This window comes from Pseudomonas sp. FW305-20 (assembly GCF_058788075.1).
The window spans coordinates 36,406-60,419 of sequence record NZ_JBYTAJ010000031.1 but is presented as its reverse complement, the minus strand read 5'-3'; the positions used below and the strand labels follow the sequence as shown (position 1 = coordinate 60,419).

Annotated in this window: 20 protein-coding genes and 1 tRNA gene; 6 read left to right on the top strand and 15 right to left on the bottom strand. The window is 57.1% G+C overall.

Annotation, left to right across the window (positions count from 1 at the left end; genetic code table 11):
• Positions 1 to 7: 7 nt before the first annotated feature.
• Positions 8 to 2,536, bottom strand: coding sequence for a TonB-dependent receptor (locus tag AC3WP4_RS22665; protein WP_102615196.1), 2,529 nt, complete (start codon positions 2,534 to 2,536; stop codon positions 8 to 10).
• A gap of 346 nt (positions 2,537 to 2,882) precedes the next feature.
• On the opposite strand from AC3WP4_RS22665, the gene AC3WP4_RS22660 reads away from it, so the two are divergent.
• Both AC3WP4_RS22660 and AC3WP4_RS22655 read left to right on the top strand, forming a co-directional pair.
• Positions 2,883 to 3,797, top strand: coding sequence for a GGDEF domain-containing protein (locus tag AC3WP4_RS22660; RefSeq protein ID WP_074875492.1), 915 nt, complete (start codon positions 2,883 to 2,885; stop codon positions 3,795 to 3,797).
• Between the two features lie 9 nt (positions 3,798 to 3,806).
• Positions 3,807 to 4,844, top strand: coding sequence for an AraC family transcriptional regulator (locus AC3WP4_RS22655; RefSeq protein WP_074875490.1), 1,038 nt, complete (start codon positions 3,807 to 3,809; stop codon positions 4,842 to 4,844).
• Positions 4,845 to 5,002: 158 nt separating this feature from the next.
• Here AC3WP4_RS22655 and fabF read toward each other — a convergent pair whose 3' ends face one another.
• From fabF to AC3WP4_RS22640, 3 genes are read right to left on the bottom strand one after another with little or no spacing between them, the layout of a single operon-like run.
• Entirely contained in the window at positions 5,003 to 6,301 is a 1,299-nt protein-coding gene (gene fabF / locus AC3WP4_RS22650) for a beta-ketoacyl-ACP synthase II (RefSeq protein WP_102615197.1), read from the bottom strand.
• A gap of 46 nt (positions 6,302 to 6,347) precedes the next feature.
• A complete protein-coding gene (locus AC3WP4_RS22645) occupies positions 6,348 to 9,497 on the bottom strand; it encodes an efflux RND transporter permease subunit (protein WP_102615198.1) in 3,150 nt (1,049 codons plus the stop codon).
• Positions 9,494 to 10,603 carry an efflux RND transporter periplasmic adaptor subunit gene (locus tag AC3WP4_RS22640; protein WP_102615199.1) on the bottom strand — a complete coding sequence of 370 codons (1,110 nt, stop codon included), beginning with the start codon at positions 10,601 to 10,603 and terminating at the stop codon, positions 9,494 to 9,496. The genes AC3WP4_RS22645 and AC3WP4_RS22640 overlap by 4 nt, the downstream gene beginning before the upstream one ends.
• A gap of 220 nt (positions 10,604 to 10,823) precedes the next feature.
• On the opposite strand from AC3WP4_RS22640, the gene AC3WP4_RS22635 reads away from it, so the two are divergent.
• Positions 10,824 to 12,284, top strand: a complete 1,461-nt coding sequence (locus AC3WP4_RS22635; RefSeq protein WP_102615200.1) for an efflux transporter outer membrane subunit — start codon at positions 10,824 to 10,826, stop codon at positions 12,282 to 12,284.
• 261 nt (positions 12,285 to 12,545) lie between these two features.
• Here the strand turns inward: AC3WP4_RS22635 and AC3WP4_RS22630 are convergent, their stop codons facing one another.
• A complete protein-coding gene (locus AC3WP4_RS22630; RefSeq protein ID WP_074875480.1) occupies positions 12,546 to 13,166 on the bottom strand; it encodes a TetR/AcrR family transcriptional regulator in 621 nt (206 codons plus the stop codon).
• 133 nt (positions 13,167 to 13,299) lie between these two features.
• Positions 13,300 to 13,707: a winged helix-turn-helix transcriptional regulator gene (locus AC3WP4_RS22625; protein WP_074875478.1), complete on the bottom strand. Its 408-nt coding sequence runs from the start codon at positions 13,705 to 13,707 to the stop codon at positions 13,300 to 13,302.
• Between the two features lie 101 nt (positions 13,708 to 13,808).
• On the opposite strand from AC3WP4_RS22625, the gene AC3WP4_RS22620 reads away from it, so the two are divergent.
• Complete coding sequence (locus tag AC3WP4_RS22620; RefSeq protein WP_074875476.1) at positions 13,809 to 14,558, top strand: NADPH-dependent F420 reductase; 750 nt, start codon at positions 13,809 to 13,811, stop codon at positions 14,556 to 14,558.
• Positions 14,559 to 15,351: 793 nt separating this feature from the next.
• Here AC3WP4_RS22620 and AC3WP4_RS22615 read toward each other — a convergent pair.
• The 9 genes from AC3WP4_RS22615 to thrS all read right to left on the bottom strand — a co-directional run bounded on the left by AC3WP4_RS22615 (position 15,352) and on the right by thrS (position 22,807).
• Positions 15,352 to 15,428, bottom strand: a tRNA-Pro gene (locus AC3WP4_RS22615).
• 89 nt (positions 15,429 to 15,517) lie between these two features.
• Positions 15,518 to 15,874, bottom strand: a complete 357-nt coding sequence (locus AC3WP4_RS22610; RefSeq protein ID WP_003179985.1) for a MerR family transcriptional regulator — start codon at positions 15,872 to 15,874, stop codon at positions 15,518 to 15,520.
• Positions 15,855 to 16,157 carry an integration host factor subunit alpha gene (gene ihfA / locus AC3WP4_RS22605; protein WP_002553164.1) on the bottom strand — a complete coding sequence of 101 codons (303 nt, stop codon included), beginning with the start codon at positions 16,155 to 16,157 and terminating at the stop codon, positions 15,855 to 15,857. The genes AC3WP4_RS22610 and ihfA overlap by 20 nt, the downstream gene beginning before the upstream one ends.
• Before the next feature lie 3 nt (positions 16,158 to 16,160).
• Positions 16,161 to 18,542: a phenylalanine--tRNA ligase subunit beta gene (gene pheT, locus AC3WP4_RS22600; protein ID WP_102615201.1), complete on the bottom strand. Its 2,382-nt coding sequence runs from the start codon at positions 18,540 to 18,542 to the stop codon at positions 16,161 to 16,163.
• A 26-nt stretch (positions 18,543 to 18,568) separates the two neighbouring features.
• Complete coding sequence (pheS, locus tag AC3WP4_RS22595) at positions 18,569 to 19,585, bottom strand: phenylalanine--tRNA ligase subunit alpha (protein WP_007905876.1); 1,017 nt, start codon at positions 19,583 to 19,585, stop codon at positions 18,569 to 18,571.
• A gap of 109 nt (positions 19,586 to 19,694) precedes the next feature.
• On the bottom strand, positions 19,695 to 20,051 hold the full coding sequence (gene rplT / locus AC3WP4_RS22590; RefSeq protein ID WP_007905879.1) for a 50S ribosomal protein L20: 357 nt from the start codon (positions 20,049 to 20,051) through the stop codon (positions 19,695 to 19,697).
• Positions 20,052 to 20,078: 27 nt separating this feature from the next.
• Complete coding sequence (gene rpmI / locus AC3WP4_RS22585) at positions 20,079 to 20,273, bottom strand: 50S ribosomal protein L35 (protein WP_008145659.1); 195 nt, start codon at positions 20,271 to 20,273, stop codon at positions 20,079 to 20,081.
• 60 nt (positions 20,274 to 20,333) lie between these two features.
• Complete coding sequence (gene infC, locus AC3WP4_RS22580; RefSeq protein WP_169857083.1) at positions 20,334 to 20,885, bottom strand: translation initiation factor IF-3; 552 nt, start codon at positions 20,883 to 20,885, stop codon at positions 20,334 to 20,336.
• The gene (gene thrS, locus AC3WP4_RS22575) at positions 20,885 to 22,807 is read right to left on the bottom strand and encodes a threonine--tRNA ligase (RefSeq protein WP_008145656.1); all 1,923 of its coding nucleotides are present in this window, start codon (positions 22,805 to 22,807) and stop codon (positions 20,885 to 20,887) included. The genes infC and thrS overlap by 1 nt, the downstream gene beginning before the upstream one ends.
• 374 nt (positions 22,808 to 23,181) lie before the next feature.
• Between thrS and AC3WP4_RS22570 the strand changes: the two genes are divergently transcribed.
• Together AC3WP4_RS22570 and AC3WP4_RS22565 are read left to right on the top strand one after the other, a co-directional pair.
• The gene (locus AC3WP4_RS22570) at positions 23,182 to 23,484 is read left to right on the top strand and encodes a hypothetical protein (RefSeq protein WP_074875316.1); all 303 of its coding nucleotides are present in this window, start codon (positions 23,182 to 23,184) and stop codon (positions 23,482 to 23,484) included.
• Positions 23,485 to 23,776: 292 nt separating this feature from the next.
• On the top strand, positions 23,777 to 23,989 hold the full coding sequence (locus AC3WP4_RS22565; protein ID WP_003179963.1) for a cold-shock protein: 213 nt from the start codon (positions 23,777 to 23,779) through the stop codon (positions 23,987 to 23,989).
• Positions 23,990 to 24,014 lie beyond the last annotated feature (25 nt).

The following is a 24,014-nucleotide window of genomic DNA, read 5'->3' as shown; positions in this document are numbered from 1 at the left end:
ACGGGGCTTAGAAGTGGGTGAAGGTCAGGCCGAGCTTGTAGGTCGGGCCGTATTCTTCGTACTGGCCGTTGTAGGAGCGGTTGCCGGTGTAAACGAAATAGGGCTCGTCGGTGAGGTTCTGCGCCTCGAAGCTGACCTGGAGGTTTTTGGTCAGCGAGTAACGAGCGCTGAAGTCGACAAAGGTCTGGGCATCGACGTGCAGGTCGTGGGCCTTGTCATTGATCGAGGCGAGCTCAAAGAGGTAATCCGACTTGTAGTTGGCCGACAGGCGCAGGCTCAGCTTGTCGTCCTCCCAACCGAGCATCAGGTTGCCGACCGTATCGGCCTGATTGGGCAAATCGATGCTGCGCTTGCGATTGATACCGCTGGCAGCGTCGAAGCCTTTGATCTCGGCATCCGATCGGCTGAAGGTGGTGTTGGCGCCAACCAGCAGGCCGTTCCAGGGCGCCGGCAGCCAGTCGAATTTCTGTGAGTACGCCAGCTCCAGGCCATAGAGTTTGGCGCTGTCGCCATTGGCGAACGTGTGGGCTTCGGAGAAATCGACCCAGGCACCCGAGCCTGCCAGGTCGGTGTTGTAGACGAAGTTCTTGATGTCCTTGTAGAACACGAAAGCCGAGACGGTGCCGGCGCGGCCCATGTAGTGCTCGATACCGAGGTCGAGATTGCTCGACTCCAGCGGTTTGAGTTCCGGGTTGCCAAACGTGGCCTCGTCATCGTCGATGACAAACCCGGGCGCGAGCTGGCCGAAAGTCGGGCGCACCACGGATTTGGTCCAGGCCGCACGGACCTGAGTGTTCTTGTCCAGTTGATAGCGTGCGTGCAGCCCCGGCAACCAGTGGTGATAACGGCGCTTGGTCTCGGTGGACTGGAACTCACCGTCGGTCACGCCGGTGCCCTTGGCTTCGAACTCGGTGCCCTCGTAGCGTAGACCGGCGATAAAGCGCCAGTTGTCGATATCGAGGGTGTTCATCAGGTAGCCGGAGTTGATGTCCTCGCTGATCTTGAAGTCGTTGACCCGCGATTCGGTCTCGTCATAGAAATCCGCTTGATTGAGGCCGCCGATCAACTGCTTGACCGCACTGCCACTGATACCCGGCCCGAACTGGCCGAGACGGTAGTCGACATTGCCCTTCTTGAATTGCGTCAGATTGAGTTGGTCATCACTGAAACCGAGATCGTCGAAGTCTTCATAGACCCAGGCGTCGAGGTTGTTGTCCTTGTTGCGCCGGCTGACCTTGCCACCGAATTTGACCTGGGACGCATAGCCTTTGAAGTCGTAGTCGCGAGCGAGATCCAGGCGTAGGTTTTTCTCGGTGTCGGTGGTTTTCTGTTTTTCCCAGTCGACTTTGTCGAGGCTGAAATTGCTCGGGTCGTAGAAGGCCTGGCCAATGATCGGCCGTGGCTTGTCGTTGTCGTAGAAACCGCTGTCGGTGAAGTCATCAATCCCGGCGAATTTGGCATTGGCGATGTGGCCCGGGCTGTCTTCGCTGGAGCGGCTGTAACCGGCCTGGCTGCTGACAGTCCAGAGGCCGAACATGCGCTCGCCACCGAAAACGTAGGACTGGATTTCCTGGGTCTCTTCGCGCTGCTTGAGTTTGCGCGAACCTTCGGCGTCACCCAATTCGCCTGCGGCCTGTGGATCGGCGAATTCGAAGCTGGTGGAGTTACGCGTTTCGCTGTCCTTGTAGCGGCTGTAAAGCGTGCGCAGGTAATAGCTGCTGAAGTCATCGGGCTTGTAATCGAAGTTCAGGCCACCGCCAGCACGTTCGCGGCTGATGTCGTAGTCACGTTGCTCGAACTCCTCAAGTTTGGCGCCCTGCTCGAAATCCCAGGCACCGCCGGTTTCGACGTTGTCCGAGCCGAAGTCGCGCTTCTGCCAGCTCAGCGCGGCGGCGACACCGAAGTTGTCGATGCCATCGCCGAGACTGAAACGATCACTGACGGCGCCGGAAAACTTCGGGCTGGTCTGGTGGGTGTTCTTGTCATAACTGGCTTCGCTGCTGCCGGTGTAGAACAGGCCCGTGTGATCGAAGGCCGAGAGGCTTTTCACATCAACGGTGCCGCCCAGCGAGTTGGCATCCATGTCCGGGGTCAGGGTTTTGATCACCGACAAGGACTGCACCAGTTCCGAGGGCAACACATCGAGGGCCACGGCGCGGCGTTCGCTTTCCGGCGACGGCACCAGCGTGCCATTGATGGTCACGCTGTTGAGGTCCGGCCCCAGACCGCGCACGCTGACAAACCGTCCTTCGCCCTGATCACGCTCGACGCTGACTCCCGGCAACCGCTGCACCGCTTCGGCGACGTTTTCGTCCGGCAATTGAGCCACGCCGTCAGCATGCACCACGCTCTTGATGCTGTCGGAGTTGCGCTGTTCCTTCAGCGCCTGATCGATGCTCGCAGCCTGCCCGACCACTTCGACGTGTTCAGTGTTGGGTGCGGTTTCAGCGGCGCTCAGGCGTTCGCTGGCCATTGCCATGGCCAAGGCGGTGAGCGTAAAGCTGACGATCCCGGCGGTGCTGCTGCGCTGGTACATGGTGGTCCTCCCCAGAGTCCTGTAAACGCCAGGCAAGTGGCCCGGCAACTGGGAGGGCACGCTAGGGTCGACGGATGACAGTCCTGTGACACAGGTTGGCGGGAAGCGCTTTAAACCGGGGTTTTTACCGGTATTGCGGCACACATTGAGCTGATTTGACCTGCCACCGCCAGCCACCACTCAACTCCCCGCACCTGCCGAAAGCTGCGTGAGGGTATTCAGGGCATTGGCAGACAGAAAACTGCGCAGGGCCATGAGCTGATTCGACCTCAAACCCCGGTCACATCGCTGTCACAAACATCTGCTGTGCTGACGCGCATTACCTCTTCGCCAAAGGATCACGGCCATGTTTTCAGTGCTCAAACCCCATCGTTGGAAACTCGCGCTGCTGCTGTTGGCGGCGAACATGGGATTGCTGCTGCACCTGGCCTGCGGCGAGCTGAAAAGTGTCAGCGAATGGGTCTGGCTGGACATCATAGGCGAAGGGGGTTCCGCGCTGCTCGCGCTGGTCTGGCTGGGCCTGGTGCTCAAGAGTCGCCCGGCCGGGCGCGTCACCAATTACCTGGCACTGGGCTTGAGTTGCATCTTTTTTTCCTGGTGGATCGACAGCCTTGACGAGTTCATCCGCCTGCCCGACAGCATCACCTGGGACCACTGGCTGGAGTCCGGGCCGATGCCGGTGGGCATGATTCTGCTGACACTCGGCATCTATCACTGGCACCGCGAACAACTGGCGATCAGCGCGCAAATGGAGAAGCGTGAAAGGCTCTTTCGCGAACACCGGCTGTTCGACAAACTCACCCCTTTGGGCGGTGCCGATTACCTCAAACGCCAGTTGATCAGCAGCCTTGAGGACAGCCAGGGTCAAGCGCAACCCTTGTCATTGCTGGCGCTGGACATCGATAACTTCGCGGCGATCAATCAGGCGTTCGGGCATGCCGAAGGCGATGCCGTATTGCAGGCGCTCAGTCATTTGCTGCTGCTCAACCTGCGCCGCCAGGACCTGCTCTGCCGACTGGCAGGCGATCGTTTCGTGGTGTTGTTGCCCAACACCGGCGAGAGCCAGGCACGCTTGCTGGCGCTGGAACTGCAACAGGCAGTACAAGGGCTGGCCCACAAAACCCGACAACACGGCGAACGCATACACCTGTCGGCCAGCACGGCAGTGGTCATGGCCGTGGAAGAAGCGCCGGACGCCCTGCTCAAACGCCTCAACCTGGCACTGGCCCGGGCCAAACAGCCCTTGGCAAAAATTGCCTGAGGCCCGCTCATGACCCTGAAAAATACCTGGTTCGAAGCTGACAGCCGTTTCATTCCCGGGCATTACCAACCCGCAACCCTGATTGATCTGGCGCTGTCCCGGGACATTGACAGCCATCGCCTGCTGCGCGGGACTGGACTGTTTCATGAGGACATCCTGGCCGGCCAGACTCGTCTCAGCCCGCAACAATTTCTAGGGTTGATCGGCAATAGCCGGCGCTTGCTGGATGCCGATGACAGCAGTTTTTTGTTCGGCCAGCGGTTGCTGCCGGGGCATTACGGCCCTGCCAGCCACGCCTTGCGACACGCGCAAAACCTGCACCAGGCCCTCGACACTCTGGTGCAACAGCAGGCGGTGCTTTGCCCGCTGGCCACGCCGCGGCTGGTGCTGGACGAAAAGCATGCCTATTTCTACTGGCTGGACAGCTGCGGCGCGGGCGAGCAATGGCGTTTTTTGCTGGAGGCGAGCATGACCTCAATCGTTGCCATGAGCCGGTCACAGAGCGGCCAGCGCCTGCCGTGGGAATGCAGCTTCAGCCATGCCGAACCGCGTTATGTCGAGCAGTACTGGGTGCACCTGGGCGAGCACACACAGTTCAAACGCCCGCTGGACCTCATGCGCATCCCCCGGGAATTTCTCGCCCAATCCTGGCCCGACGCCTCGGCCACCGCGGGCCAGGTCGCCCGCCAGGAAGCCCACCGACAAATCGAACAATTGGGCTTTGCCTCAAGCTTCATCGACTGTGTTAACCGCTACCTGCAAAGCCACGTGCGCCAAGCTCCCAACCTCGAACAAGCCGCCCAGGCCTTCGCCATGAGTCCCGCCACGCTCAAGCGCAAACTGCAAAAACACGACACAGGATTTCAACAGCAGGTGGATTTGGTGCGCAAGCACGTGGCGCTTTACCTGTATCAGATAAAGGGATTCAGTAATGAACAAGTGGCGGACTATCTGAGATTCAACGATGCAGCTAACTTCCGGCGCTCCTTCAAACGCTGGACCGGCAGCACGCCCAACCTGATTCGCGAGATGTTCAATACCCGTTGAGGTCGGATTTGTGTGTGTGTGTGCGACAGAATGCACATGGAGCCAAACCAGATCGCCGTAATACGAACATAAGCTGTCATCAGCCCAATAATTGATGCAGTAAAGCGGTCTGGATCCCCTGCACCCACTGCTCAGCTCCGGTTGTCGTCATTTGAGCGTCACACTTCAGACTCAGGCTCCCAACGGCGAAACAGCACGCTGGCGTTAACACCGCCGAAACCGAACCCATTTGATAGCGCATGCGTGATCGACAACTGCCGAGCGTTGAGTGCGACCAGATCAAGGCCGCCGGCCGCCTCATCGGGATGATCGAGATTCAGTGTGGGCGGCACCACCTGGTCGCGAAGCGCTAGTACGGTGAACACAGCTTCAATGCCTCCAGCCGCTCCAAGCAGATGCCCGGTGGCGGACTTGGTCGAGCTGATCGCGACGCTTGAGTCGCTCCCGAATATCGAACGAATCGCTGCCAGTTCGCCTTTGTCACCGACCTGCGTAGAGGTCGCATGTGCATTGATATGCTGAACATCGGCAGGACTCACAGCCGCCTGGCGCAGTGCCTGTTCCATGGCGCGGCGTGCACCGCTGCCGTCCTCCGGGCCCGCCGTCAAGTGATAGGCATCGGCGCTGGTGCCGTAACCGACCAGTTCCGCCAGTGGTTTGGCTCCACGAGCCAACGCATGCTCCAGTGACTCGATCACCAGTAACCCGGCACCTTCGGACATGACGAAGCCGTCACGGTCGCGATCAAAGGGACGTGAAGCCTGCTGCGGGTACTCGGCAAAGCCTGTTGATAGCGCGCGGGCCGCCGCAAAACAACCCAGGGTTACACGGTCTATCGCGGCTTCGGTACCGCCGCATATGGCGATATCCGCCTCACCACTTCTGATGATTCTGGCCGCATCGCCGATGGCTTGTACTCCAGCAGCACAGGCTGTTACCGGAGCGCCGAGCGGGCCTTTGAATCCGTTCCGAATGGATACGTGCCCGGCCGCCATGTTGGCGAGAAAAGACGGCGCAGTGAATGGCGACAATCGGCGAGGACCACGCGCATCGGTAGTGCGGACAGCGTCGGCTATCGCGCCAAAGCCACCCACGCCCGATGAAATGATCGTGGCGGTCCGCTCCTGGTCTGTGACTTCTGTCGGATGCCAGCCTGCCTGCTCCAGAGCTTCGTGCGCTGCCACAAGTGCAAACTCGATGAAGCGATCCATCTTCTTGCGATCCTTGGCCGAGATGATGCGCTCCGGGTCGTAACCCGCGATGGCATCATCTTCCAGAGACGGCACCTGGCCGCCTACTGCAACGCCCGTACCCTCAGTAATATCGTCGGGCAGCTTACGGATGCCAGAGCGCCCAGCCAGCAGTCTCTTCCAGACTTCTTCTACTCCGCACCCCAGAGGCCCGACAATTCCGACGCCCGTGACCACGATTCGCTTTTGACCTTCGAGATTAATCATTGAACCCTCTTCATTTTTCAGTCGACGCCCACGCTATGGCCTATGGCTAAAGCTTTGTGGTGAGGTGAGCGGCGAGAGGACGGGATGGCGTCCTATCCACCAGGCGTGCTTGCTTATTCGCTGTTTCGGTTTGACCCGTATTGTCAGGACGGATCTTGAACCAGATGGCGTACATCGCTGGCAGGAACACCAATGTCATGATGGTTCCGACCAAAGTGCCGCCGATCAGGGTGTAGGCCAGCGTGCCCCAAAAAACAGAATGGGTCAGCGGGATGAATGCCAGGATGGCCGCCATCGCCGTTAGCAGTACCGGGCGGGCACGCTGTACCGTGGCTTCGACCACTGCGTGAAACGGGTCCAGCCCTTCTTGCGCGTTGTGATGAATTTGCCCAATCAGAATGAGCGTATTGCGCATCAAAATGCCCGACAGCGCGATCAGCCCGACCAGGGCGTTGATACCAAACGGCTGCTGGAAGATCAGCAGCGTTGGCACCACGCCAATCAATCCCAGCGGCGAGGTGAAGAACACCATGATCATTGCCGAGATAGAACGCACCTGGACAATGATAATCAGCAGCGTCAAGGCAATCATGATGGGAACCAGCGGCACTATCGCCTGACCGGCCTTGCCCGATTCCTCGATCGCACCTGCCTGCTCGACCCGGTACCCGGCAGGCAGCTTGTCTGTGATCGGCTGCAGCTCCTTCATGATCACGCTCGAGACGTCCGGTGGCTGCAAGCCTTCGGCAATATCGCCGCGCACGGTAATGGTCGGCGTGCGGTCACGGCGCCTAAGAATCGGATCCTCCATACGCACATCCACCTCTCCGACCTGGGACAGAGGGATACGCTGACCCGCCGCGCCCACCAATGTGAAGCCTTCAATCCGGGCGGGATCGAGCCGGATGTCCCCGGCGGCGCGCCCCACCACCTGCACTGAACGAATGCCTTCACGAACCGCCGTGATCGGCACTCCGGTCAGCAGGAATTGCAACTGCTGGGCGACTGCACTGGATGTCAGTCCAACCGCCTGCAAGCGATCCTGATCCAAGCTGAAATGCAGCGTCGGCGTCAGAGGGCCCCAGTCGCTGTTGACCGTCCTCATCATCGGGCTGGCTTGCATGACATCTTGCACACGACCCGCAATCTCGCGCAGCTTCGTCGGGTCCGGCCCCATCACCCGGTAGGCCACCGGGAATGGCGAATACGGACCAAACACAATTTGAGATGCCCTGACTCGGGCCTCTGGGGCGAGGCCTGCAGCGACCGCTTCGCGAAGACGGAACTTGAGGGTTTCACGCGCCTCCTGACTGTCCGTTAGCACCACGATCTTGGCGAACGATGGATCGGGCAGTTCTGGCGCCATCGCCAGGAAGAAACGCGGCGCGCCCTGCCCGATATAAGCCGTGACGATTTTTGCCTCTTCCTGCTGTTGCAGCCAGGCCTCGACCTTTGCCGCAGTGGCACTGGTCTGCTCGATGGAGGTTCCGTAGGGCATTTGCACCTCGACCATCACCTCGGGACGGTCCGAGGTCGGGAAGAACTGCTTCTTCACCAGGCTCATGCCCAGAACTGCCACGAAAAACAGCGTGATAACCGTGCCGGCCACCAGCCATTTACGGGCGATGACGCGTGTCAGAACCCGGCGGAAGCGGTTGTAATGGGGAGTGTTGTAGATAGCCGCATGCCCACCCTCGACCTTCTTGATGTCCGGCAACAACTTCACTCCCAGGTAAGGGGTGAAAGCCACCGCGACGACCCAGGAAGCGATCAGAGCAATGCCGACGATCCAGAACATGTTGCTGGTGTACTCGCCGGCAGTGGACTGGGCGAAACCGTTGGGCATGAAGCCAATCGCCGTTACCAGCGTACCGGAAAGCATCGGCGCGGCCGTATGACTCCAGGCATACGCGGAAGCTTTGATTCGGTCGTAGCCCTCCTCCATTTTCACTACCATCATTTCGATAGCAATGATGGCGTCGTCCACCAGCAGTCCCAGCGCCAGAATCAACGAGCCGAGGGTAATACGGTCAAAGTTTTTTCCGGTGGCCGCCATCACCACAAACACGATCGCCAGCGTCAACGGAACCGCCGCTGCGACCACGACACCTACCCGCCAGCCCATGCTGAGAAAGCAGACCAGCATCACCACCAGCAGCGCGACAAAAAATTTGACCATGAACTCGCCGACAGCCGAGTCAATGTTCACGGCTTGGTCGGTGACCTTGGTCAGCGTCATGCCCAGCGGCATGCCTTCATTTATCTTCGTCGTTTCGGCGTCCAGCGCCTTGCCCAGGTCCAGGCCATTCCAGCCCTCGCGCATTATGACCCCCAGCAACAAGGCCTCTTCGCCCTTATTGCGCACCAGGAAGGTTGCGGGATCTTCATAACCACGCTCGATTGTCGCCACGTCGGCGAGTTTGAGCGTGCGCCCCTGAACCGCAATGGGTGTGTCCCGAATCTTCTGCACCTTATCGAAGGCGCCATCCAGCCGGAGGAAGACCTGTGGCCCATTGGTTTCGATCGAACCGGCGGGTGTGAGCACGTTTTGATTATTCAGCGCGGCAAAGAGGTCCTGGGGAGAAACGCCCAAGGTGGCCAGTCGGTTATGGGAAAAGGACACAAAGATGCGCTCGGCTTGCTCACCGGTGATGTTGACTTTCTTTACACCCGGCACATGCAACAGTTGTTGGCGTAACGCCTCAGCATCACGCACCAACAGTCGCTGCGGCTCGCCTTTGGCTTTGAGGGCGAACAGCGCAAACGTCACGTCCGAATACTCGTCGTTGACCAATGGCCCGATCACACCCGCCGGTAGCTTGGTGGCTTCGTCATCGAGCTTTTTGCGCGCCTGATAAAACTCTTCCTGCACCTGTGAGGGTGGCGTGCGATCCAACAACGACACCATGGTGAAAGCGAGACCGGGCCGCGTATAGGTTTCCGTGCGGTCGTACCATTTCAGTTCTTGCAGGCGTTTTTCAAGTGGCTCTGCTACCTGATCCTGCATCTCCTGCGCCGTGGCGCCCGGCCACGCGGTAATGATCGTCAACTGCTTGACCGTAAACGGCGGATCTTCCGCACGCCCCAGCTGGAAGAACGCCAGGGTGCCTGCAACGGCAATCAGGAAGATCAGAAACACCGTAATGGAGCGCTCACGAACGGCGATCGCGGAAAGATTGAAGCGACCCTCGCTCATGGACGCCCCTCGGCAACTTTTTCGTCATCCTGTTGAGGCAATCTCACCTCTTCACCTTCGCGCAACAGATGTGCGCCTAACGCTACGATCTGCTCGCCGACTTTGAGGTCGCCCGCGACTCGCACTGTGTCGTCGCTCAAGCCCAGGACTTGTACAGGTCGCCAGGTCACCTTCGCCGGCGTACCGGCGATCACCCACACGCCCGTGCCTTGGCCTGGGTCATAAACGGCAGCGATCGGTACTTGCAGCCCCTGCCCTTGCGTGACGACTTCAGCGATCCGAAGTGTGACGGTCGAACCTATCGGTGCATTGGCCAACGCGCCCTCAAGCACGTACCGCGCCTCGAAGGTGCGTGTCATTCGGTCGGCCGAGTCAGACAGCAGCCTGAGCTTTGCTGTAACAGCATCCGTGGAATTGCCATAAAGCGTCGCCTGCGCAGTGGATCCTGCTGCGGGGCGCAACGTCTCGGGCAGGTGCACGATGGCTTCGCGCTGTCCTGCCCGCGCCAGTCGAACCACGGGCTGTCCCGGGCTGACAACTTGTCCTGGCTCGGCGAGCGTCTCCACCACCACGCCGTCGGAATCGGCAAGCAGCACCGCATAACCAGAAGCATTACGGGCAACGTCAGCCTGCGCTTCTGCAGCGCCAAGCTGCGCCTTTGCGGTATCCGCTGCGGCTTTGATCTGGTCGTAGGCCGATGCAGAAATAGCGCCTGCGGCAACCAGACTGCGGTATCGCGCCTCGTCATCTGCTGTCTGCTTGGCTCGGGCCCGTGCGGCTATGACCGACTCTTGCTGCGCTCGCGCCTGCAACCCCAGGTCGATTGGGTCAAGGCGCATGAGTGGCTGACCACGCTTAACGGTCTGACCGGTGTCAACCAGACGCTCAAGCACCTTGCCTGATACCCGAAAGCCCAGGTCGCCCTGGACGCGGGCAACCACGACACCGCTGAAAGAACGCGAGACATCGGACGAAGCCTGAACAGCAGTGGACCTCACCAAAGGGGCATGCGTGCGTGGATCGTCAACGGTGGATGAGTCGCCACATGCCGTCAGGACGAGAGGCAACAAGCAAGCGGCAATGGGGAAAGGTCGAAGCCGGCGCATAGGTTCCCTTACTTAAACAAATAGGACAGGCGTCATATTCTCAGTCTAGTGACCATTTATGTCAACGGTCACACGCTATGAAGTTCTAAGCCCTTCCACCTCAGCGGCTAATTCGCCGTATACGCTGAGTCAATTTCGAACTTGACTGAACAAGCGTCGATTGACAGGAAGTGACCATAACGTAATATGGTCACAAACATGCTCAATTGAAGGAGCCTCAATGCCTCCCCTCCGCCCCGTTGCTCTCTTGGTGAGTGCCAGCTTGATGACAGGTTGCGCGGTCGGTCCGGACTATCACCGTCCGGACGCCCCGCTTTCGGACCGTTACTTGGGTCAGCCTTCTGTCGAACAGAGGCCTGGGGTGACGCCTGCCAGTCTTGTCGCCTGGTGGGAAGGCTTTGGTGATCCACTGCTCGCCGACTTCGTCTCCAAGGCACTTGAGCAGAACCTAGATCTGGCGCAGGCGTCGGCGCGAGTAACCCAGGCACGGGCAGGACTAGGCGCCGCAAATGCCGCTTTATTACCCTCGGGAAACATCAGCGGCCAAGCCGCGCGTTCCTACCAGTCAATCGAGACCCCGCTCGGCCAGGTGTTGAACTCAACCCCTGGCTATGATCGGTACGGAAGTTCCTACGAGGTCAATCTCGATGCCAGTTGGGAGGTGGACGTCTTTGGCGGATTGCGACGCGGACGCGAGGCTGCACTGGCCGAGTACCAGGCTTCCGAAGCGGGTGTCGCTGCCACACGACTGACCATCGCCGCGCAGACCGCCGATATCTACATCACTATCCGCGGATTGCAGACCCGGTTGGACATTGCGAACCGACAAGTCAAAACGCAGCAGGAGCCACTAGAGAAAGTCCAATTGCTCTACAGCAAGGGCCTCGCCGCCAACTATCAGGTTCGTCAGACTGAGGGGGAACTATCGCAGGTCCAAGCGACAGTACCGGCCCTGCAGACCGGCCTGGATGCTGCCATGAATGCACTGGACGTCATGCTCGGCACGCCGCCAGGCACTCACCGCATGCAATTGGCAAATACGGGGAACATTCCTGTAGCGCCGCAGATAAAGGCCACGGGATCGCCGGCCGATCTGCTGCGCCGCAGGCCAGATCTCATTATTGCTGAGCGCCATCTCGCAGCCTCAAATGCACGCATCGGGGAGGCGATTGCCGAGTACTACCCGAAATTCTCCCTGAGCGCATTGCTGGGCAGTGCCACGGCTGTATCCGCAGGCAACCTTTTTACCGGCGGAGCCAGCCAGTCGGCGGGCGTATTGGGGCTACGCTGGAGACTCTTCGACTTCGGTCGCATAAACGCCCAGATCGACCAAGCCAAGGGACAGGAAGCCGAAACCCTGGCCGCTTACCGTCAGTCTGTGCTGCGCGCCACCGAGGATGTCGAGAACGCGTTCTCCGCACTGGTAAATCGGGAAGCTCAAGCAACCACCCTCACCGGGGGAGAGGCGTCTCTGACGCAAGCTCGCCAATCGTCGTTCATTGCCTATCAGAAAGGTACGGCCAGCCTGATCGATGTCCTTCATGCCGACGAGACGATGCTGCAGGCTTCCGATGCAAGGGCGCAAGCACGAACGGAATCGGCACGGGCGGCGGTCGCGGCATTCAAAGCGCTTGGTGGCGGCTGGCAACCGCCTGACGCCCAGCCTGTAGCGACCCGATGACTTAACCGGATGACGCGGCACTTAATGCACGCCCCTCTTCTTTCAGCTACTACCAAAACCCGAGAGCGGGCTTCGCTCACTAACTGACGAGATGAAGCATTAGAAGAAAGGAACCGCCCTGTTTATTCATGTGACTAAATAGACAAATGGTCACATCGCAGATAAATAAAATGCCCTTCGACGGATGGAAGAAGGGCAAAGTGAAAAGCCATTGAAGATTCTGACGGGTACCCGCGATATGCGATAAACCTTAGCCGAAGGTCAAGGCATGAGGCTACGCAAGATGAGGTTGGAGGTGAGCGTGGGCGCCTCCTCGACAAAATCGAGGTTGTACTGCAGCAGCAAGGGGTTAACGAATGGCCGCAGCGCGAGATGTATCGCTTCTACTGTCTCGTCCAGCGGAGTCTTGCGTTCAAATTCGCCAATCTCTCGCCCCTCTCGCACGATTTGCAACACGAAGCGTTTGATCTGTGCCTCATAAGCCTGCGTACTGGGCCAGCTTTCCGACGCTGCGAACGCTGCAATGTCATAGAGTTTTCGGTCGTTAAAGAACAAATTCACACCTGTAGCGATCACCGTTTTGACCAAACGTCGAAAGCGCTCCGTCGGCGACAGGTCTTCTACATTGATAGCCTTCTCCACAGCCACGACGATTTCTGCCAGACAATTTGCGCAGATGGCTTCACCGATCGCCTGCTTGGAATCAAAAAATTTGTAGATGTAGGCCTTTGAAAACCCGATGGCCTTGGCCAGGTCGGAAACCGTGGTTTTGCCATAGCCGTATTGACTGAAGTGTTCGTTGGCCGCCGCGACAATTTGATCGCGAATCTCGTGATCGATTGGGCCACGGGGGCTAGGCGAAGATATTGATGGCTGATTCATGGAAATAGCTTACTCACCCTATCGAGGACTTACAATGTGACCAAACAAATACATAGTCACAAATCTACGTTTTGAAACCACAGCTGATCAGATTTGAAACGAGCTGACGTTTTGGGTAGCCCAACATGGCGCATTAGCGTTCCAACAGCTCATTGTCGCTAACGCTAGACAGGTTTATGCCCTTTGCCTCGTGCTGATGACGAAGCTCAGCCCAGTCTATAAGGGCAGTCATAGCCGGGCCGAGTGCATGCCCCAGCGCCGTTAGCGCGTACTCCACCCGCGGCGGCACCTCTGGGTATACGGTACGCTGAACGATGTCGTCCTGCTGAAGCCCTTTCAATTGCTGAATGAGCATCTTCTGCGTGACATCGGGAATGAGCTTCTCCAGTTCGGAGAACCGAAGCGGCCGGCCTTTAGCGGCCATCAACTCATTGATAATCACAATTTTCCATTTGCCCTCCAAAACGCGAAGCGTAGCGTTTATAGCGGCAGACCAGGCCTGCCGTCGTAAAGGGTTCTCACATTCCCACTCACGCGCCATCGATACTTACCTTTTGGTGGGTTACAGACTAAATCGTCGGTTCTTGCGGAACCTGCAGTGCGAATACTAACGTATCCAGACTTTGAATCTCTGGAGGCATTATGAAAATCGCGATCGTTGGTATTGGGTCTATCGGCGGAACCCTTGCCCGAAAGCTCGTCACTGCTGGCCATGAGGTCAGCGTCGCCAACTCTCGCGGAAAAGACTCGGTAAGCACTTTTGCCAAGGAAGCGGGTGCTATTGCTTGCGATCTGAACGATGTCTTCGACGGCGCCGATACTGTGATTGTTTCCATCCCCCAACCAGCCATGGCAGCTCTTCCCAATAACCTGCTGGCGGCATTGCCATCTTCGGTTCCAGTGATCGACACGAGTAATTACTACCCTGGCCTGAGAGACGAGCGCATCGCTGCTTTGGAAAATGGTCAAACGGAGAGCGTCTGGGTTAGCGAGCAGCTTGGCCGACCGGTGATCAAGGCATTCAATAATATTCTGGCTTATTCGCTAGAAAATCTTGGTAAGCCAAAAGGTGCGGAAAACCGTCTGGGAGTCGCCGTTGCTGGTGACGATGCAAATCACAAGCGTCTCGTGATGCAACTTGTCAATGAAGTTGGATTCGAGCCAGTCGACAGTGGCCGCCTGGAGGACTCATGGCGTCAACAACCTTGTACGCCAGCGTACTGCTGCGATTACACCGCTGATGAGATGCGTCCCATGTTGAATGCCGCAGTCAAGGGAGTCGCAGCGCAGAAGCGAGAGGCATTCAATGCGCAACTCTCTGCCCTGTTCGCCAAAAATCCCTCTCATCATGACGTAGTTGAATTTAATCGGAGCTTCAACACGGCAAGCTGAATTCGTCGCCACCGATCTAACCATAGGCCCCACCCAGAGCCAGTGGTTTTTGTGAGTTAGCAGCGGATTTGGCATCGACCAGGACCTTGCAAGAGATTCCGAGCTGACCGCTAGAAACCGCGGCCGACGGATCTTTCGAGGGTTCAGCGGCACTCAATCGGTGCCAACTACCTGCAAAATGGTTTGTCACCAAAACAGCAAGAAATCGGGTGAATTTGCGGTCTGTTTGGCACTGCGATTTGGGCCCAAAAACGTCGAATTTGGAGGTTTGAGTCAGGCTCTCGGACGCGATGGTTTGATTCCATATCGGCCCCTGGGCTTTGTAATCAACGAGGCTTCACAAGGCCCACAGCCCGTCAGCAATCAATTCGAATAGATGCGCCCTCCCTGCGCTCTATTCCGTTTCCCTAGCGCACAATCGGAAGTCCGGCTTTCGCTGCTTCCGTTTGTCTTCAAAGGCACGACCCGCGTGACGTACAGCCGGTTTCGCTGATTTGGGATGGTGACCGTTAAGAACGAAGAATCGGAACTGAGCTTCCAGGGTTTAGCGTCGCGGAGCGGGTGAGGGAAAACGCCCTAATTGCCCGGAAACAAGGCGTTAGGCAAGACCATCTGACATACGAAAAAGCTGAGAAAGGAAGAGAAATATCAAACAGGATTGGTGCCAAAGGCAGCGCGAAAAAGGGCCAAAAACGGCGTGAACTCACACCAGAGCCAGTGGTTTTGTGGGGGTAAAAACGCCGAATAATAAAAAGGGGTCGCGAGATAAAATCTCGCAACCCCTTGAAAAATATGGTCGGGACGGAGTGATTCGAACACTCGACCCCTAGCACCCCATGCTAGTGCGCTACCGGACTGCGCTACGCCCCGACTAGGCGTTAAATCCGTTCCTCTTCTCGAAGAACGCTCAAGAATATATCGCAAGCTTTTGAAAACTGGAAGTATTTAAAAGCAGGAATTTATTTCTTGAGTACCACCAGAACATCTTCCAGCTCGGCAATCATCTGGCGGATCATTTGCTTGTATTGGGTCGTGTCATCTTTGGCTTCATCGCCGGATAAACGCAAGCGTGCGCCGCCGATGGTGAACCCCTGATCGTAAAGAAGCGCGCGGATCTGCCGGATCATCAGCACGTCTTGTCGCTGATAATACCGGCGGTTTCCGCGGCGTTTGACGGGGTTGAGTTGAGGAAACTCCTGCTCCCAGTAGCGCAGCACGTGTGGTTTTACCGCACACAGCTCGCTGACTTCACCAATGGTGAAGTAGCGTTTACCTGGGATGACGGGTAGTTCGTCGTTATGACTTGGTTCCAGCATAAGCCTCAACTCGGGCCTTCAACTTCTGCCCTGGACGAAAGGTGACCACACGGCGAGCCGTGATCGGGATTTCTTCACCCGTTTTCGGATTGCGGCCAGGCCGCTGGCGTTTGTCCCGAAGGTCGAAATTGCCGAAACCGGACAATTTGACTTGTTCGTTGTCTTCAAGAGCGTGCCTGATTTCTTCAAAAAACAGTTCGACCAATTCCTTGGCCTCCCGTTTATTCAGGCCCAACTCTTCATACAGACGTTCCGCCATCTCAGCTTTCGTCAGAGCCCCCATACGTCACTTCCTTAACGTGGCGTTCAACCTTTGTTCGAGCGAGGTGAGGATGTTTTGCGTCGTGGTATTCACCTCATCGTCATTAAGAGTGCGCGATGGATGCTGCCAGGTCAAGCCGACTGCAAGGCTTTTTCTATCAGGATCAATGCCTTTACCCTGATATACGTCAAATAGCCTGAGGTCCGTCAGCCATTCCCCTGCATTTTCACGGATTACGTCCAGTACTGCACTGGCTGCGACGTCTTTTTCGGCGATCAGTGCAAGATCACGACGCACTTCAGGAAAGCGCGATAACTCCTGGAATTTAGGCATTTTACCCAATGCCACTTCCGCAAGAACGAGCTCGAAGGCGAAGACTGGGCGGTCAAGACCGAGGGTTTTAGACAATTCGGGATGGATAGCGCCGACAAAACCGACCAAACGACCTTCACGCTCAATACGAGCGGTTTGACCCGGGTGCAACGCAGGGTGTTTACCTGGTACGAAAGTGAACGAATCAAGCGCCCCGGCAAAGCCCAGCACCGCTTCCACATCGGCTTTGACGTCGAAGAAGTCCACTACATCGCGACCTTGCGCCCAACCTTCCGGCAAACGACTACCGCAAACAACACCTGCCAGCATCGGCTCTTGCTTCAGGCCTTCCAGCTGACCGACGAAACGCAGGCCGCTTTCGAACAGGCGCACGCGATCCTGTTGACGGTTCAGGTTGTGCTGAAGCGCCTTGACCAGGCCTGGCCACAAAGATGAGCGCATGGCGGCCATGTCGTTCGAAATCGGGTTGGCCAACAACAGTGGCTCGACACCTGGATTAAACAGTTCAAACTGTTTTGGATCGATGAAGCTGTAGGTGATCGCTTCCTGATAACCACGGGCTACCAGCAGACGACGCAGTTCAGGCAGATCGCTCCGTGCTTCAGCCTTGGCCTGCGGTGCCAGACGAGCTTGCGGGTAACGAACTGGCAGACGGTTGTAACCGTACAGACGGGCGAGCTCCTCGATCAGGTCGACTTCCAGGCTGATGTCGAAGCGATGGCTTGGCACTTCTACGCGCCACTGCCCTGCTCCATCGGCAGAAACCTTCAGACCCAAGCCACTGAGCAGTCGCTCGACTTCGGCCGAATCCATTTCCATACCCAGCATCTGAGTGATGCGTTGCGCCCGCAGGGTAACTGGCGCAATCGACGGCAGGTGCTGCTCGCTGACGGTTTCGATGATCGGGCCAGCTTCGCCACCAGTGATATCCAGAAGCAAGCCGGTGGCACGCTCCATGGCTTCACGGGCCAGTTGCCAATCCACGCCACGCTCGTAGCGGTGCGAGGCATCGGTGTGCAGCCCGTAGGAACGGGCCTTGCCAGCAACAGCAATCTGATCGAAAAACGCGCTTTCCAGGAATACATCGCGAGTAGTCGCAGTGTTGACACCACTGTGTTCGCCACCCATCACGCCGGCGATGGCCAAGGCGCGGGTATGGTCGGCAATCACCAACGTATCGCTACGCAGACTGACTTCCTGACCATCGAGCAGTACCAACTTCTCGCCTTCTTCAGCCATGCGTACGCGGATGCCGCCATTAATTTCGGCGAGATCAAAGGCATGCAGTGGTTGACCCAACTCCAGCATCACGTAGTTAGTGATGTCGACGGCAGCGTCGATGCTGCGCACGTCACCACGACGCAGACGCTCGACCATCCACAGCGGCGTTGGTTTGGACAAGTCAACGTTACGGATCACACGACCCAAGTAACGCGGGCAAGCGGCTGGCGCCAGCACTTCGATCGAACGCACTTCGTCGTGCACGGCCGGCACTACAGCAACCACCGGGCGGGTGACTTCAGCGGCGTACAGCGCGCCGACTTCACGGGCCAGACCGGCCAAGGACAGACAGTCACCGCGGTTCGGGGTCAGATCGACCTCGATGCTGGCGTCGTCCAGGCTCAGGTATTCACGAATGTCCTGACCCACTGGCGCATCGGCCGGCAATTCCATCAGGCCATCGTTGCCTTCACCGACTTGCAGCTCGGCTTGCGAGCACAGCATGCCATTGGACTCAACGCCCCGCAGCTTGGCTTTCTTGATTTTGAAGTCACCTGGCAGTTCGGCACCGATCATGGCGAACGGGATCTTCAGGCCCGGGCGCACGTTTGGCGCACCGCACACGACCTGGAAAGTCTCCGAGCCATTGCTGACCTGGCAAACGCGCAACTTGTCGGCGTCCGGGTGTTGCTCGGTGCTCAGCACCTCGCCCACTACCACACCGGTGAATTCGCCGGCGGCCGGCGTAACGCTATCGACCTCAAGACCGGCCATCGACAGACGAGCAACCAGCTCGTCACGACTTACCTGCGGGCTTACCCAGCCACGCAGCCATTGTTCACTGAATTTCATCCTGCTCTCCTAAGAATTCGTTACGACTAGCGAAATTGCGCGAGGAACCGCAAGTCGTTGTCGAAGAACAGACGCAAGTCGTTCACGCCGTAACGCAGCATGGCCAGACGCTCAACGCCCATGCCGAAGGCAAAGCCCGAGAACTCTTCCGGGTCGATCCCGGACATGCGCAACACATTCGGGTGAACCATGCCGCAGCCCATCACTTCCAGCCAGCCAGTCTGCTTGCAGACGCGGCAGCCTTTACCGCTGCACATCACGCATTCCATGTCGACTTCGGCGGATGGCTCTGTGAACGGGAAGTACGAAGGGCGAAAACGCACGGCCAGTTCTTTTTCAAAGAACACGCGCAGGAACTCTTCGATGGTGCCTTTCAAGTCAGCGAAGTTGATATCACGGTCGACCAGCAGGCCTTCGACCTGGTGGAACATCGGGGAGTGGGTGATATCGGAGTCGCTACGGTACACACGGCCTGGGCAGACGATGCGGATCGGCGGCTGTTTCGATTCCATGGTGCGGACCTGTACCGGCGAGGTATGGGTGCGCAGCAACATGTTGGCATTGAAATAGAAGGTGTCATGCATCGACCGGGCCGGGTGATGGCCTGGGATGTTGAGTGCTTCGAAGTTGTGATAGTCGTCTTCAACCTCAGGGCCTTCGGCAATGCCGTAGCCGATATGGGTGAAGAACTGCTCGATTCGTTCCAGAGTGCGTGTGACCGGATGCAGACCACCCGAGGTCTGGCCACGGCCAGGCAGGGTCACGTCAATGGACTCGGCAGACAGTTTGGCGGCCAGGTCGGCCTCTTCAAACAGTGCCTTGCGCGCATTGAGAACCTCTGTGACACGCTCCTTGGCAACGTTGATCAGCGCGCCGACTTGCGGACGTTCTTCTGCCGGCAAATTCCCCAGGGTCTTCATCACCTGAGTCAATTCACCCTTTTTGCCAAGGTAGTGAACCCGGATTTGCTCCAGGGCATTGATATCTTCAGCGCTTTGCACAGCCTCTAGTGCTTGAGAGACGAGCGCATCCAGGTTTTCCATGTACAGACTCCAGATACAAAATAGGGGAAGAGCTTGAAGGCTCTTCCCCTATTTATGACGTTTAACACCTGACCCCACAGAGATGAGACCGGGTGACTGTCGGGGGTACTTAAGCCAAGGTGGCTTTAGCTTTCTCGACAATCGCAGCAAACGCCGCTTTTTCGTTCACTGCCAGATCAGCCAGAACCTTACGGTCGATCTCGATGGACGCTTTTTTCAGGCCGGCAATGAAACGGCTGTAGGACAGACCGTTGATACGTGCACCAGCGTTGATACGAGCGATCCACAGAGCGCGGAACTGACGTTTTTTCTGACGACGGTCACGGTAGGCGTATTGGCCTGCCTTGATTACCGCTTGCTTGGCAACACGGAATACGCGCGAGCGAGCGCCGTAGTAGCCTTTAGCAAGTTTCAGAATTTTTTTGTGACGTTTACGGGCAATGACGCCACGCTTTACACGAGCCATGAGTTACTTCCTCTATTCTTGACTAAATTAACGAAGGCGCAGCATGCGCTCGACTTTTGCCACGTCACACGGTGCCAGCAAGCTGCTACCGCGCAGTTGACGCTTACGCTTGGTCGACATTTTAGTCAGGATGTGGCTCTTGAAAGCGTGCTTGTGCTTGATACCGTTAGCAGTTTTCAGAAACCGCTTAGCAGCACCACTTTTAGTTTTCATTTTTGGCATGTTCGGATACTCCGCATTCAGTTGATAAACATAATCAGAAGGCCTGCCGTGCCCTATTGATTACTTCTTCTTTTTCGGGGCGATGACCATGATCAGTTGGCGTCCTTCCATCTTAGGATGCTGTTCGACCGAACCGTACTCGAGCAAGTCACCTTCAACTCGCTTGAGGAGTTCCATCCCCAGCTCCTGGTGGGCCATCTCACGGCCGCGGAATCGCAAGGATACCTTGGCCCTGTCCCCATCACTCAGGAAACGTACCAGGTTGCGCAGTTTTACCTGGTAATCCCCTTCCTCCGTCCCTGGACGAAACTTGATTTCTTTAACCTGAATCTGCTTCTGGTTTTTCTTGGCCGCGGCAATCTGCTTCTTCTTTTCGAAGATCGATTTGCCGTAGTCCATCAGTTTGCAAACAGGGGGTACTGCATCGGCGGAAATTTCCACCAGATCCAGTTTGGCCTCTTCAGCCTTAAGAAGCGCGTCTTCAATTGACACAATCCCAAGCTGTTCACCTTCAGCCCCAATTAACCGAACCTCGCGTGCCGAGATATTCTCGTTGATCGGGGCCTTCGGTGCAGCTCGTTTATCTTGTCTCATTTCACGCTTAATAGTAATTACTCCGAATCTGGGCGACCACGCCGGGAAACCGCTTGAGCGAGGAACTCGGCGAACTGGGCGACGGGCATCGAGCCCAGGTCAGCACCTTCACGAGTACGCACAGCGACAGTCTGCATCTCGACTTCCCGATCTCCGATAACCAAGAGATAAGGAACCTTGAGCAAAGTATGCTCGCGGATTTTAAAGCCGATCTTTTCATTTCTCAAGTCAGACTTGGCACGAAATCCGCTTTCGTTGAGAGTTTTTTCAACCTCAGCGGCGAAATCAGCCTGTTTATCAGTGATATTCATGATCACTGCCTGGGTCGGAGCCAGCCACGCAGGGAATGCACCCTCGTAGTGCTCGATCAGGATTCCGACGAAACGTTCGAAGGAGCCAAGGATCGCCCGGTGCAACATAACCGGGTGCTTGCGACTGTTATCTTCAGAGACGTATTCGGCTCCCAGACGGACAGGCAGGTTAAAATCGAGCTGAAGGGTACCACACTGCCAGACGCGACCAAGGCAATCTTTCAGCGAAAATTCGATCTTCGGACCGTAGAACGCACCCTCGCCCGGCTGCAGATCGTACGGCAGGCCAGCACTATCAAGGGCTGCAGCCAGGGCCGCTTCGGCGCGATCCCACAATTCGTCGGAACCGACGCGTTTTTCCGGACGAGTGGACAGCTTCATCTCGACGTCTTTGAAGCCGAAGTCGGCATAAACGTCCATGGTCAGCTTGATGAACGCAGCGGATTCGGCCTGCATCTGCTCTTCAGTGCAGAAGATGTGGGCGTCGTCCTGAGTGAACGCGCGCACACGCATGATGCCGTGCAGTGCGCCCGATGGCTCATTACGATGGCAAGCACCGAATTCGGCCAGGCGCATTGGCAGTTCACGGTAGCTTTTCAGGCCCTGATTGAACACTTGCACGTGGCAAGGGCAGTTCATCGGCTTGATGGCGTAGTCACGGTTTTCCGACTGCGTGGTGAACATGTTGTCGGCGTAGTTGGCCCAATGCCCGGACTTCTCCCACAGACTGCGGTCAACGACCTGCGGAGTTTTGATCTCCAGGTAACCGTTGTCGCGCTGAACCTTGCGCATGTATTGCTCGAGCACCTGGTACAGAGTCCAGCCGTTCGGATGCCAGAACACCATGCCCGGCGACTCTTCCTGGGTGTGAAACAGACCCAGACGCTTGCCGATCTTGCGGTGATCGCGCTTCTCGGCTTCTTCGATGCGCTGGATGTAAGCCGCCAGCTGCTTTTTGTCTGCCCACGCCGTGCCGTAAACGCGCTGCAATTGCTCGTTCTTGGCATCGCCACGCCAGTAGGCGCCGGACAACTTGGTCAGCTTGAAGGATTTCAGGAAGCGCGTGTTAGGCACGTGCGGACCGCGGCACATGTCGACATATTCTTCGTGATAGTACAGACCCATGGCCTGTTCGTTCGGCATGTCTTCGACCAGGCGCAGTTTGTAGTCTTCACCGCGGGCCTTGAACACTTCGATCACTTCGGCACGCGGAGTGACTTTCTTGATCACGTCGTAATCTTTTTCGATCAGCTGCTGCATGCGCTGTTCGATGGCGGCCAGGTCGTCCGGAGTGAAAGGACGTTCGAAGGCGATGTCGTAATAGAAGCCTTCGTCGATGACCGGACCGATGACCATCTTGGCCGTCGGGTACAGCTGCTTGACCGCATGGCCAACCAGGTGGGCGCAAGAGTGGCGAATGATCTCGAGCCCCTCTTCATCCTTTGGCGTAATGATTTGCAGCGTAGCGTCGCTGCCGATGATGTCGCTGGCGTCGACCAGCTTGCCATCGACCTTGCCGGCCACGGTGGCTTTGGCCAGGCCTGCACCAATGGATGCAGCGACCTCGGCTACGGATACCGGGTGATCGAATGAACGTTGACTGCCGTCGGGAAGAGTAATAGTTGGCATGGCGCCTCCTCTCCTAGTGGTGACCCCTACCAAAGGTCACGTGGGTTGGGATGAGCCAGTACAAGATCCGATCCAGGCCATTCAATGACGAACGCCTGCCTTACAGCGGCAGGAGCCTTGCGGCCAACCGGAAAACCGAACCAGAGTGACTGGGATTCAAATCAGGGTTATTCGCACATTTGCCGCTACCGGGACTGAAGGCCATCCGGAGCCTGCAAACGCCCGAGGCAGGCATGCTAGCACAGATGAACGGTCGTCGATGCGCCGAGGCTTTGTCTTGGGGCGAATCGGGCAATTTTATGCCAGAGTGCTGAACTAGAACCCTGTTTTACCCCTCAGATAACAAGACATTGACCCACAAGGAGCATCCCAGCATGCATCTGAAACGTTTATTCGCAGTAGTCGCCCCTATCGTTTTGCTGCTGCCACTGGCCGCCCATGCCGATTGGCCGAAGGGCGAACGCGAGAAATACATGGCTCAGTGCACAGAAGCAGCTACGCCACAGATCGGAGCTGCTGCAGCGAAGTCTCACTGCGCTTGCGGCGCCGATGCGATCAAGTCGTACCCTGCCAAAGACATTCAGTCCCTGATGGACAACACTGCCAGTGATGCCCTGAAACAAAAAGCATTGACCCAAATCTCGTCCTGTAAAGCCGAAAACAAAGCGAAAAAATAAGCCCGACAGAGCGCTTTTTTCGCCTGCAACGACAGTAAAAAGCCTCTGAAAACCGATTTTTCGTACAATTTATGCAGGTTTTACAGGTTTTTTTATCGTCTTTACTTTCGGCTGAAAGCCTTGTAAAACGGGGCTTTCAGCTACATCAAGCAGCAAACGGAACGCGACTGCTGGGCAAACAGCACGTCCGGGGGGCTCCCAAAGCGAACATTTCGACTATGATACCCCGGTGTGCCCAGTTGGCCTGAGCAGCACAGCACTACTGAAAATATATGTTTCTTGGAGATACACCATGTCTAATCGCCAAACCGGCACCGTTAAATGGTTCAACGATGAAAAAGGCTTCGGCTTCATCACTCCTCAAGGTGGCGGTGACGACCTGTTCGTACACTTCAAAGCTATCGAAAGCGACGGTTTCAAAAGCCTGAAAGAAGGCCAAACCGTTTCCTTCGTGGCTGAGAAAGGCCAAAAGGGTATGCAAGCTGCACAAGTTCGCCCAGAGTAAGTTTCTGGCGCACTAAAAAAACCCC